The organism is Salinimicrobium sp. TH3 (assembly GCF_026676115.1).
Taxonomy (GTDB): Bacteria; Bacteroidota; Bacteroidia; order Flavobacteriales; family Flavobacteriaceae; genus Salinimicrobium.
The window spans coordinates 369,390-381,364 of record NZ_JAPONB010000003.1 but is presented as its reverse complement, the minus strand read 5'-3'; the positions used below and the strand labels follow the sequence as shown (position 1 = coordinate 381,364).

Here is an 11,975-nt window from a genome sequence, read left to right as displayed (position 1 = left end):
CAGCAATTATACTTCAATTAATTGTAGAATCAGACTCAGGTAGCATGTCAATAAAATCTAAATTAATGATTGCTTGAATAAATTTGTTTATACCACTTCTGAAAACAGAAAAAGGTCCAGACTCTAAAAGTATTATCAATCTTTCCTGATAGATGATTATTTACCAAGCTATTAACTTCCTTTATATTAAAAATCCCCTGAATTTCAAGAAAATTATTATCTGCATAAGAGATTAAATCTTCTTTTAAAAATCCCCTAAGCCAGTCCCCTACCGGAACGCCAAACCCCTTCTTTGATTTCTCCAGAAAGCCTTCGGGAAAATACTTTTTAAAAGCCTCTTTTAAAAGATATTTTTTGTTCCAGCCTTTCATTAAATAATCCTCGGGTAACTTTGATGTAAAATTCCACAGCTCCTTATTCAGAAAAGGAGAACGACTTTCCAAAGAAGTCAGCATACTTGTCCTGTCGACTTTTACAAGCATATCCCCTTCCAGACTAACCAGTTGGTCTATCTTTCTAAAATCCTGCAAGGTCTTGTTTGAGTCGCCTATTTTTTCTTTATAATAATTGAGGGCTGTAGAATCATGAAATTCTTTCTGTAAAATACTTTTCAATTCTTCCTGCGGGAAACCCAGCGACATTATATTATAATAAAAATCCCCTTCATAATTAACTGCTTTAAGCAAACGTTTAGCCTTAAACCTGTACCCCCTGTTGTCATCTTTGGTAGTAAGAAAAGGAGCGGTTGTTTTCTGAACCGCCCTGTGAATAGGTTTAGGCACAAAAGAGGTATATTTACTGTTGAGCTTTCCTATGTAATATTTATTATATCCACCAAAAACTTCGTCTCCCCCGTCCCCTGTAAGAGCCACTTTTACCTGCTGCCTTGTTTTATGCGCCACCAGGTAAGTAGGTAAAGAAGAAGAATCCGCAAATGGTTCATCAAAATTGAGGAGGATATTTTCCACACTGTCCTTCATATCTCCTTCGGACACTATGAACTCGTGGTGGTTGCTGCCAATAAGATTAGCGACTGTCCTGGATTTATCGCTTTCATCAAAAGATTTTTTCTCAAAACCTATCGAAAAAGTATCAATTTTAGCTGAAGTCTGTTGAGCGAGACAAAGGGAAACTACGGAAGAGTCTACCCCGCCGGAAAGAAAAGTACCTATAGGCACATCGGAAACCGATCTGCTTTTTACGCTATCCTGTACCAGATCATGAGCTTTTGATTTAGCTTCCTTAAAACTAATATCAGAAAAGTCACTTTCGTCCAATTGTTGTTCAATTTCATGGATCGAAATTTTAGACTTCTTGCAATCATATTCCAGGTAGTGGTTTGCTTCCAGTTTAAAAATATTATCATAAATGGTATATGGAGCAGGAATATAAGTAAACTGAAAATAAAGATTTATTCCCTTATTGGAGATTGCAGGTTTCCTTAACTTATTTATAATTATAGATTTGAGCTCAGAGGCCCAGTAAAAAGTTTTTTCATCCTGTGTGTAGTACAAAGGCTTTTCCCCAAAATAATCCCGGGCAATAAAAACTTTATCTAAATCTTTATCATAGATACTGAATGCAAACATGCCATCCAGCATAGCAAAAGAACGGGTGCCATATTTTTCATACAGTCTTAGAATTACTTCTGTATCTGAAGTAGTATTAAACTCAAATCCTTGTTTTTGTAACTCTTGTTTTAAAAAAAGGTAATTATATATTTCTCCGTTAAAGACCAGTGCGACTTTTTTATCATCAGAAAGCATAGGCTGTTTTCCTGTGCTAAGATCAATAATAGAAAGCCGGCGCATAGCCATTCCCAAAGAGTAAATATCATTGTCCTGAACAAAAAATCCATCCTGGTCGGGTCCCCGATGGATGATCTCCCGATTCATTAGCGTCAGCTTTTCTGATATAGCTGAAGCCTTCTCAATTTCAGTTGAGATCAACCCGTTTATTCCACACATATAATTTTATCGTTTTTGTTACAATTGAGCTTCAAGACGTTTATATTCAGCTAAAAGAGCCTTCCATACTTCCCGACGTTCAAAATTTTCTTTAATCAATTTTCTGGATTTGGCTCCTGTGGATTTTCTAAACTCTTCATCAACGATCATCTTTTTCATAGCGTCATAAAGAGCTTTGGTGTTCTTTACAGGAATTATAGTGCCGTTCACTCCTTCTTTGATTATTTCATTACAGCCATTGATGTCAGTTACAATTGATGTCAATCCCATGGCACCTGCCTGCATCACCACATTTGGAAAGCCTTCCCGGTAACTGGGAAATGTAAGTACATCTGCAATAGAAAAGAAAGGTCTTACATCGCTTTGATATCCCACCTCTTTTATTTTAGAATGTATGCTCATCTTTTCTATAATTTCGGGTTTTAAAGGATCCAGTTCAGCTTCAAAAGGTCCCACCAATAAAAGGGAAGTTTCAGGAAATTCTTTATTTACCTTATCAAAAGCTTCTACCAGTTCATTAATCCCTTTATCCCTCACCAGCCTTCCCACGAAGATAAAGACAAGATCATTTTCCGGAATACCAACAGATTTTCTGATTTTCAAATTTTCTTCATTAGGGAAGAGTGAAGGATCGAAGTATCCGGTGTCAATCCCATTAGAGCTTCCTTTACCGATTACCTTCAATTTATCTTTGGAAGCAAACTTTTTGTCTTTTAAGTACTTGTAAATCTGAACAGAATTGGGGTAAACATGAGTAGCACTGGCAAAGGTTACCTTTTCAACATATTCAAGCATCTTCTTTTTCAGCCCTTGGGCTTCCAGTAAAGGAAGACCTGCAACTGTATGTAACCTTAGAGGAACCCCAGCCATTTTTGCCGCTATCATTCCCGCCACACCAGCTTTGGGCGTGTGTGTATGAACTATAAGTGGCTTTTCCTTTTTTAAGAAACGGTACAAATACCAAAGAGAACCCAAATCTTTTATTGGTGTGATCTCCCTGGTCATTGCCACCGGATAGGTGCGAACCCCTATTTCTCTACCGAGTTCATTTAATTTATTTTTCTCTGAAGAAACGGCAATCACCTCATATTCCCTTTGCATAAAATTTAGCTGCCCCTCCAGCAATTTTTCAAGAGATAAAGGAACAGTGGTAATTCTAATAAGTTTTTTCATTTTTCAATCTCAGGATCTAAAATTAGCAGGGAATAAGCTTACATCTTATCTGCCATATTTATATTTAGAGTATTAAAAAGACTATCATCCATAACCTCTCCATTTGAAGAACTCAGTATAGTAAAATATCCAGGAGAAATAATAAAATTAAGTTCCCGGCCTACCTGATGGAATTCTTCTCTGGTTGTAAAGAAAAAGGCTTTTAGGGATCTGTTCTCCAGGCACCAATTAGTTACAGTTTTAATGTTTTTTCTCAATGATTCTTTATTTGAATAGGTTAACAAAAGAACCTTTACTTCGTTCACTCCATTTTCAAGAATTGCAAAATCTTCATCAAGTTGTAAGATCGTTGTCTCTTTTATCCTCTCCAGGTACTGCCCTACAAATTCTTCAAAGGTATAGCTAAAGTTCATAAAATCAGATTGTCGTTTCTGCATGATTTCATAAATATGCCTGTAGGTGTCTTTTCCACTGCTTCTGAGCTTCGCCTGAGAAAGACCTTTATCTTTAAACACCACTTCGGGCGAAAATAGGTGGAAGCTTGGAAACATGTAGGATCCTTCAGTTTCGAGCCGACGCGAACTGGGATTTGTCTCTGTAACAAAAGCTGTGAGAAAAGGTACATCTTTGTTATGGCATAAGTCTTTTGAACAGTGTATCATTTTGGTGAAACAACCTTTTTTACGGGCGGCCGGCAAGGTCCAGGAACCGGTCATGATGCCAATTTCAACAGATACTCCTTTCCCTTCCAATTTTCGGTAAGAAACTCCCGAGCCGGCAATTACCCCGTCTTCATCATTCCTTATTAAAAGTATGTCAGCAGAATGCTCCCCCACTTTCCTCTCAAACACCCAATCATATTCACGATCTCCGCCCCAGCCGTTAAAACATTCATTTAAATTTTTAATATATTCTGAACGATAATTTTCGGGATTGATTACAAATTTTTCCATACCTCAATTGTTATTTTTTATGTGCTCTGAAATTTCACCCATGGAAGTCCACCACAGGTCATCTCCATATTCCTGCTCAAGATTGGTTAGAAGAACATCAAGGTAATTCATATATAATTCATCCACTCCATCAATAGCTGTGTAACCAAAAATATATTTCACTATATGTGCCTTAATAGAAAGAAGACCCTCATTAGTAATAATTTCTTTAGCACGTTCCATCGTGGAATTGGCCTGAAAATTTGTGGGGAAATGAATTATTTTTTTATTCTTCAGTATAGAAGGATAAATAAGCGGTTCCCCTTTTATTCCACTCATGTTAGTTTTGGCATCCTTAGAAATAGCTGTAAAAATATCCCTTGCAGAGGCGACAAAATCGAAGTCATGTTTTGACAGCTGGTCGAGTAAAGCCCCCGGTGCATTCCAGCCTGGAGGACAAATTCCTTTAACGTATTCTATTCCTGCACTTTGAAATACGCGCAGCATTTCGTCCAGAATTACCTTAAATTCTTCTTCGCTTTGATCCTGGAATTCAACAGGGATTTTTAATCCTCTATGAACATGATAAAGACCATGATATGCAATTTCAGCTCTTTCCATCTCATTCAGGAATTGCACAAATTCAGGATGATTTTCCAGATTCATAGTTCCTTTTTTCCAGCGCCTAGCCAGATAAAATTTTTCACGCAGCCCGGGTATGGATGCCAGAACTTTTCGTGTGGGAACCGGCGATATCTCTCTCCAGTCGGCTGTTGTAAAAAGAGTAACCTTTAATTTAGGATGCCGGTCAAGCAACCATTTAACCAATCCTAGGGCTCCCTTTTCCAGGTCTCCTCCGGCCTCGTAAAAATCAGTACTTTTTGCGGGATGGATATCATCTATTGTAAAACAAATAGCTGCTTTCTTTCCTGGAGGTTTCCAGTTTAACATAGATTATTTTTATGATTGGAAAATTAAGATTTTCTTTTGTGTCAGCCCTCTCACGAATTATAAAAATCTATTAATATTTTAGATAGACTGTGCCTATGAATAAAAAAATGTGCTATTGTATCCCAATATTCCCTTGATCAAAAAAATGCTCAATCTAAGAGACAGAAGCAGGAAAGACCGAGATGTAGAAATAATCTAAAATAGCTCCAGGTCTCCAAGGCTATAGGTCCAGTTTTCTGTTGTAAAACAAGCCTCTCTTTCAATTTCCGTCAAGTTTAAGTTACGTACTGTAGCTAATGGCCCAAATTTACCTTTTATTGATGGAATTAATTCCTTTTTCAAAAGTGGGGAGAATGAAATTACCTGAGCCCCAAACTTCATACTCCATTTCCGTATTATTTTATCTGCTTCCTTTTCTCCTGACTTATTTTGAAAAATACACTCAACTATTCGTAGCTCTTTAATTTTTTTTCTTTTTTTAATATAACCAGCTAAATAGAAATTTGAAGTGACCAAGACTTCATATGCCTGCAGAGGATTTTCTTCATATCTCCACTTCAAATATTTTGCGGATTTTTTAGTATGTAGTTTTTCTTTCTCTAAACCTAAGTTCCAACCGGTACATAAGTCTTCTAATCTTTTAAAAGAGGTTTGATAAATTATCTCATATTCTGGAATACTATTTCTGAATTTCCAAAAAGACAAAATTGCCGGACTAAGCCCTACCTTCAACTTTCCTGAAATCTCCCACCCCATCTTCAAGTAACCGGGTCTGCTTTTCTCATTTGGGGTATTGAAGATAAAATCTGCTCCTTCTGTCTGGGCTACATCGACAGCTTTAAGTGTTAATTTTTTAAAAATTCCTTTTCCCTGATGTTTCGGGTGAGTCGCAGTATCTACAGCCCTTAGGCAGAAATATTCCTTTCCATTCCTATGCCATTTCCATCTCATCAAAGCCCTTACTCCTACAATGTTCTTGTCTTCAATAGCAATTAGAACAATGGATTGTCCAAAAGGATTATTTCGGTGTTTATAATTCCAGATCTCTTCAGACAAAGGCAATTCTGTCTCTCCCAAACTTGCTTTCAAAACCTGGACAATTTCCGGCACATCTGCGGCTACTGCTTCTCTAATAATCATTGGTCAATATTGGTTTAAGGTGTCCATAGTCCTTTGGACTATTCAAATTTTCTCCATGGCAGAGATTTACCTGAGTAGATCCCCCAACTCTGCCATGTTTTTAGACTGAAAATTATACGTGGTTCGCAACCGTGAAAAATGATCCAAAATGATTCTCAGATCATTCATGTTTTTTTCCGGTTGATCTCCAAAATTATGGGGATGCCACCAAAGATGATAAACTTCATTATTTTTGGCTGCCTGCTCCATTTCAAATAATATTCTATTAATTTTAAGTTTTCTCAGGATTTTACTTCCTTCCGCAGGACGAAGGAACCTGCTGGCTTTTTGTTCTAGAGATTGATTCCTGTTTCCATCTATAGTGTCCGCGCGATAGGATTTTTTTCCAAGATTCATATAAGCATCCCCTGTCCTTCCCAGTTTATTCAGAACCGAATTTGAAGCAGCATCCTTCCAGTACCAGGAATCTGGATTTGTCCTTACATTCTTAATACCGTGCTTGTTACATATCTCAAGATATTCTGGTGCGAATTGATTTCTCGGAAAAACAAGAGATTTTAATTCCACATCAATTTTGGCGGCCACAGCTACAGCTTTTTCTATATCCTTATCGAAACTTTTAGCAGTTTGACCTTCTTCCAGGCAGTAATAGTGGGAATAGGTATGACTAGCTAATTCCTGTCCCTTTGAATGTGCAATCTGCTTAATAAGATTTGGAGCAAAACAGAATTCCTCTGTTGAACTTGATTTTATTGACTTGGCATAATCGTATGCAGATAATTCCTGCTTCTTATAGTTTGGAAGTACTTCGGGCAGGTTTTCTTCCCATTCCTCCCAGTCTTTATTAAAAAGCATCCCAACCGTAGCCCATGTTGCGTGAACTTTACTCGCCTGAAATTCATAAAGGATTTGGGGAATAATATCTCTGGTTTGGCGAAAATACTCCTTTTTAGATTTATAATCTACTACATCAAAGACGCCCCATAGTAGTTCAAAGTCCAAGGATATGATGAATTTGCCCTGCATATCTTATTAACTCGTGAAATTTCCTAATTAATTATTTTTAATCTTTTACCTGTACCCGGTTCTATTCTCTTTCCCAGTTTCCTACTTACACCATGATAGGTACCAAGAATAAAAAACTTTAACTTTTTTAATTTATCATCATCTTTAAAAAGAATAGCTCCTAATAAGTAAAACCAGCTCCTCAACATTTTTTTATATCTTCGAATTGTTGGTTCCTTCTCATAAAGGCGCATATACAGCATATTACGGACCTCATAATAATATTTCCATGGTTTCCGATGATTGGTGGTCCGTGCAGTGAAATGCACCCCTTTAGCTGAAGGTATCCATTCTGAAGAAAAATTAAATTTGTGCATTCTGGTCTGCAAATATTCTGAATCTTCAGCCCAAAAGAAAAGCTCTCTTTTGGGATATCCAACTTTTTTAACCACGTGCAAGGGAACAAGTACACCCCACCACCCAGGTTTTAATCGAGTGGCCAAATTCTTTTCCCTCACATATGGATACACTACTTTTTCATTATGAGTATTATCCAGTAATATTTGAAGGCAAGATGGAAAAGGAAAGAAATCGTCATCCATTAACCAGACATAATCCACGTCTGTATTTTCTGCAAAGTATTTGATGCCCTCATAAAATCCCCCTGCCGGCCCGGAGTTATCATTTAAAAGCAACTTTGTTACATCATTCAAGTCCGCCAAAAAATTCTTAGTTCCATCATCGGAGTTATTGTCTACAACAAGAATTTCTGCAGGCTTATAAGTCTGCGCCAAAACCTTACATAGGGTAACTTTTAAAAGACTTAATCTATTATGGGTTAAAATAACAACTCCTACCTTACCTTTCATTTTACTTCTAAATTAAAAATTTCAGCTTGATTTCTAGCACCAGAATAAGACTAATTGCCGACCAGATTTTGAATCCGCCTTTTCTCATTTAAAGCCCGAAGCTTTCTAATTTTCATAACTTTTAAGTACTTCTTTTCAGCCAAATAGTAATAGATCACAAAAAACAGAAAGTACATTACCATAGATTTTTGTCTCATAATTATTCCAAGATTGGACATTATAAAAGTCATTGCAAAAGATGTTGTGAAAAAAATGACAAAGCTCATTTTCACAAGGGCTGGAGATTTTCTGATAAACTTCACAAAGTCCTTTTTAATGATTTTTAGGAACAACAACAGATAAACTAGATTTTCAAAAGAGACAATTAGACCTAGAATGTTTGGGGCATCAATAAATAGAGGCCTGAACCAAAAAGTAAAAAGCTTTACGGGTAATGGGTACGAGGATAAATCAACTCCTGAACCCGCTTTCTGAAGATCTTCCGCCCTGTCCTCTGAAAAGGATCCAAAATCTTCTATTAAATTCTCTGAACTCTGCAATCCAACCACAGCGAGGATTTGATCCTGTGCAATTACCAAACCTCCAATTAATCCTATAAATACGGCAAGTTTCTGCCATAGTGGTATGGATTGTTTTCCGCTCATGTATCCCACAACTGCCCCCACTGCAACAAACAGAAAGACATGAGGTCTTATATAGTAAATTATTATTGCCCCAAGAACTAATAATAAAAGTCGAGAACCTGGTCTAGCTATTGCATATGTGAACATCATTAGCCCCAGAAATATCGCGGAACCCTTACCTAAGGATGCTGTCCAAAAATGCATGTTTGGTAAAAACAGAATTAAGGTAAGCAGATCAACAGATCTAAAAACCTTCACTTTGATAGGAATTTTTTCCCGGAAGAAAAGGTAAGCATACATGAATCCAAGGAATCCAAACCAAGCAAATACCAACATAAGCATGTTGTAATTAAAACCTACAAATGCAAATGGGTATGCAAGAAATTCAATAAAATTCGTATCCGTCCCAAACAATTCTAACCATGTACCGGGGTGTTCATTAACATGCCGAAAATATCCTGCGGAATCTGAAGGATTGTTATTCGCATACCACAAATAAACTCCGTAAAATAACAAATGGTAAAGATAAAGAAGGTTCATCTTCTTTTTATTAAAGAAGCTATGCTTCTTTTGGTAAACACCGAAGATCGCCTGATTTAAGACATAAAATAATATTATTAAAAATAATACTCCAAACATGTTTTGGTTTGTAAAGGTCCTATTATTTCTTTTTATACAATCCTGGAATGTGATCTAATTTGAGGAAATAAAGATTCTAATCTCAAAACTGGTGTATTAATTTTGGATAAATCTCTTCCAATTCCAATACCATGTTTTGAAGACTAAACTTTTTTTCAACGCGTATCCGGGAAGATCTTTTAAACTCTTCCATTCTTGAATTGTTGATCAACAGATCCTGAACATTAACTACCAAACCCTTCCAATCACCAGTGGCACTTAAAAGTCCGTCTTTCCCTTCACGTACAACTTCGACCACGCCACCTGCTTTAGTCGATACTACGGCACATTCACAACTCATAGCTTCTAAAAGTGCAATAGGTAAGCCTTCAAAAGCAGAACTCATCATGAAAATGTCCATAGCAGAGAAATAAGGAAGTGTCTCTACCTGCAGACCGGGAAGTTTTACCTTTCCCTCTAATTTAAATTCCCTGATCAATTGTCTAATTTCTTCTTCTTTAGGTCCTGCACCAACCAATAAACCATACACTTCTGGGTAATTCTCACTTATCTCCCTAAAGGCCTTTAACCAAACCGGAATTGCTTTTTGTTCTCTAAAAACTGCTACATTTCCCACTACAACCGCATCCAAAGGGATTCCATATTTCTTCCTGATTTCATTGCCTTTTATGTCATTCTTTTTAAATTTCTGGGTATTGACTCCATTTAAAAGAGTTTTTACCGAAATGTGCGGCTTAATATTACGTTGAATTGATTGAGAAACATCATTTGAAACTCCCAAAGCTAGAGTTTGGTAATTATAGGTATGTTTATTTAATGTCCTCGTTAGGAAATGGTATTTTTCCTGTATATTATGTTCGGTATAAACTAAAGGCAGTTTGGTCCTCTTGTGCACCAATCTGGCTAAGAATCCTGACCACGGAAGATGCGCATGAATAATATCAATATCATTTTCTTTGCAGAATTTGGTTACCTCTGAAGCACGCTGAAGCAGCTTTAAATTATTTTTAGCGGAAAAACAGGTAATATTTCCCCCTGCGTCTGCTATAGGTTTGACCATTTGATCTTTCCAGGGTAGAAAATAAATATAGAAGAATTCAAACCTGTTTTGATCATGCAGTTTAAGTGTTTCTGGAAGAAGCATCTCTGCCCCTCCTCTTCCTAATGATTTAATTAAATGGAGGACTTTGACTTTTTTCATTATTTTTTAACAACACACGAATTGCAAAATTAGTCTATTCTTCACCCTCAACAAGCTTTCGATAAGAATTAACGAATTTTAACGCAATGTTTTTATTTATAAATTTTTTCCGCACCATTTCATTCGCCTTAGCAAGGCGAATAGGATCAGAGCTGGCGAGGAGCTCCCCTACCGTCTTAGCAAAAGCTTCCTCATTATCTTTTTCAATAAGATAACCTGTTTCTGGGTTAACTATTTCTGAAATTCCACCTACGTTATACGCGACAACAGGTGTCCTACAAAACATAGCTTCCAAAAGCACTCCGGGCAGCCCTTCTATGATACTGGGCAATACCAAAACATTTCCAGCATTAATGTAAGAGAGAGGGTTATTAACAAAACCATGAAAAGACACCCTAGTTACCAACCTCATTTTTTTTACCTCTAATTCAATTTCTTTTTTTAAGGGCCCATCGCCAACAAGATGTAGGTGAACCTGATCATCCATATCCAGTACCAGTTTTAAAATACGTAAGAGCCCTTTATGATTTTTCTCAAAACTAAAGCCTCCTACATGAACAATATGATTTACTGAAGCAGGATTTAATTTCACAGGAGGGATCTCCTTTTTTTCCTCCAGGCCAACAGGGAGTACTTCAGTTTTACCTTTCAAGAAAGAAAACTGACGTAATAAATCCTGTTCTGAAGCTTTTGAAACTGAAGCCACCCAGCCTATATGCCGATATAAAAAACTGTTATAATGTTTTTGGAAATTTGAATTTAAATAACGTCCGACTTCACTGGCATTCCTAAATAATATTGGAGTTTTCCATCTAAAAAAAAGCTTTGAAAAAACAGCATATTTTAAGGTATCTCCCGCGTTAGCCTGGACTATATCAGGCTTAAAAGACCTAATTATCCCTGCCAATCTTTTCCATGCTTTAACATCAAAAAATCTGGTACCCGGGGATGCATTTAAATTATGAATTTCCCCTTTATAAGGCAAGGAAGCTTCACCACTGAATAATGCGACTATTTCGACCTGGTGACCCAGGGCAACTAAATGACCCGACAGTTGGCAAGCAAAAGTTTCTGCTCCCCGATTTTGAGGCTTATGGATCAATTGTAAGATTTTCAATCTATTTGGACTTAATTATAAAAAGCAAAAGTACAACCTTTTAAAAACCTAATTACTGCGACACTTTTTAATTTGTATTCATAATGAAGGAAATTCTAACACATAAGAGTTTTTTTTAGTAAATAATCAGTATCAAACTTAAATTACTCTTAAGAATTTAGGTTAAACATCTTAAAAAAAAATTCTAGTAATGTTTTTCATATTTTTGTCTGCTTATTCTAAGAAACCATAGGGATGTTATTGTTGCCTCCCAGTTCTTTAATCAAATATTATGCTCAAAAAAATCGGCAAAGCTTTTTATGAAAAAGTGCGAATCATTACTTTCTTTTATCTTTTTAAAATTTCTAAAAACTGGGTA

10 protein-coding genes are annotated in these 11,975 nt (G+C 36.5%); all 10 read right to left on the bottom strand.

What is annotated here, in order from left to right; translation table 11 throughout:
* Positions 1-62 precede the first annotated feature (62 nt).
* Complete coding sequence (asnB, locus tag OU683_RS07415) at positions 63-1,967, bottom strand: asparagine synthase (glutamine-hydrolyzing) (protein ID WP_268136793.1); 1,905 nt, start codon at positions 1,965-1,967, stop codon at positions 63-65.
* A gap of 18 nt (positions 1,968-1,985) precedes the next feature.
* On the bottom strand, positions 1,986-3,140 hold the full coding sequence (locus tag OU683_RS07410) for a glycosyltransferase family 4 protein (protein ID WP_268136791.1): 1,155 nt from the start codon (positions 3,138-3,140) through the stop codon (positions 1,986-1,988).
* Positions 3,141-3,178: 38 nt separating this feature from the next.
* Positions 3,179-4,093: a GNAT family N-acetyltransferase gene (locus tag OU683_RS07405; RefSeq protein WP_268136789.1), complete on the bottom strand. Its 915-nt coding sequence runs from the start codon at positions 4,091-4,093 to the stop codon at positions 3,179-3,181.
* 3 nt (positions 4,094-4,096) lie between these two features.
* On the bottom strand, positions 4,097-5,023 hold the full coding sequence (locus tag OU683_RS07400) for a DUF2334 domain-containing protein (RefSeq protein WP_268136787.1): 927 nt from the start codon (positions 5,021-5,023) through the stop codon (positions 4,097-4,099).
* 195 nt (positions 5,024-5,218) lie between these two features.
* On the bottom strand, positions 5,219-6,163 hold the full coding sequence (locus OU683_RS07395; protein ID WP_268136785.1) for a GNAT family N-acetyltransferase: 945 nt from the start codon (positions 6,161-6,163) through the stop codon (positions 5,219-5,221).
* Positions 6,164-6,229: 66 nt separating this feature from the next.
* Positions 6,230-7,189 (bottom strand): polysaccharide deacetylase family protein, encoded by a 960-nt coding sequence (locus tag OU683_RS07390; RefSeq protein ID WP_268136783.1) that lies wholly within the window; start codon positions 7,187-7,189, stop codon positions 6,230-6,232.
* Positions 7,190-7,212: 23 nt separating this feature from the next.
* A complete protein-coding gene (locus OU683_RS07385; protein WP_268136781.1) occupies positions 7,213-8,037 on the bottom strand; it encodes a glycosyltransferase family 2 protein in 825 nt (274 codons plus the stop codon).
* A 50-nt stretch (positions 8,038-8,087) separates the two neighbouring features.
* A complete protein-coding gene (locus OU683_RS07380; protein ID WP_268136779.1) occupies positions 8,088-9,299 on the bottom strand; it encodes a hypothetical protein in 1,212 nt (403 codons plus the stop codon).
* Between the two features lie 82 nt (positions 9,300-9,381).
* On the bottom strand, positions 9,382-10,500 hold the full coding sequence (locus OU683_RS07375) for a glycosyltransferase (protein WP_268136777.1): 1,119 nt from the start codon (positions 10,498-10,500) through the stop codon (positions 9,382-9,384).
* Between the two features lie 34 nt (positions 10,501-10,534).
* On the bottom strand, positions 10,535-11,602 hold the full coding sequence (locus OU683_RS07370) for a glycosyltransferase (protein ID WP_268136823.1): 1,068 nt from the start codon (positions 11,600-11,602) through the stop codon (positions 10,535-10,537).
* Positions 11,603-11,975 lie beyond the last annotated feature (373 nt).

Excerpts from the sequence above, each read along its gene's own strand:
- asnB (WP_268136793.1), bottom strand. The coding sequence starts at position 1,967 with ATGTGTGGAATAAACGGGTTGATCTCAACTGAAATTGAGAAGGCTTCA.
- OU683_RS07410 (WP_268136791.1), bottom strand. The coding sequence starts at position 3,140 with ATGAAAAAACTTATTAGAATTACCACTGTTCCTTTATCTCTTGAAAAA.
- OU683_RS07405 (WP_268136789.1), bottom strand. The coding sequence starts at position 4,093 with ATGGAAAAATTTGTAATCAATCCCGAAAATTATCGTTCAGAATATATT.
- OU683_RS07400 (WP_268136787.1), bottom strand. The coding sequence starts at position 5,023 with ATGTTAAACTGGAAACCTCCAGGAAAGAAAGCAGCTATTTGTTTTACA.
- OU683_RS07395 (WP_268136785.1), bottom strand. The coding sequence starts at position 6,163 with ATGATTATTAGAGAAGCAGTAGCCGCAGATGTGCCGGAAATTGTCCAG.
- OU683_RS07390 (WP_268136783.1), bottom strand. The coding sequence starts at position 7,189 with ATGCAGGGCAAATTCATCATATCCTTGGACTTTGAACTACTATGGGGC.
- OU683_RS07385 (WP_268136781.1), bottom strand. The coding sequence starts at position 8,037 with ATGAAAGGTAAGGTAGGAGTTGTTATTTTAACCCATAATAGATTAAGT.
- OU683_RS07380 (WP_268136779.1), bottom strand. The coding sequence starts at position 9,299 with ATGTTTGGAGTATTATTTTTAATAATATTATTTTATGTCTTAAATCAG.
- OU683_RS07375 (WP_268136777.1), bottom strand. The coding sequence starts at position 10,500 with ATGAAAAAAGTCAAAGTCCTCCATTTAATTAAATCATTAGGAAGAGGA.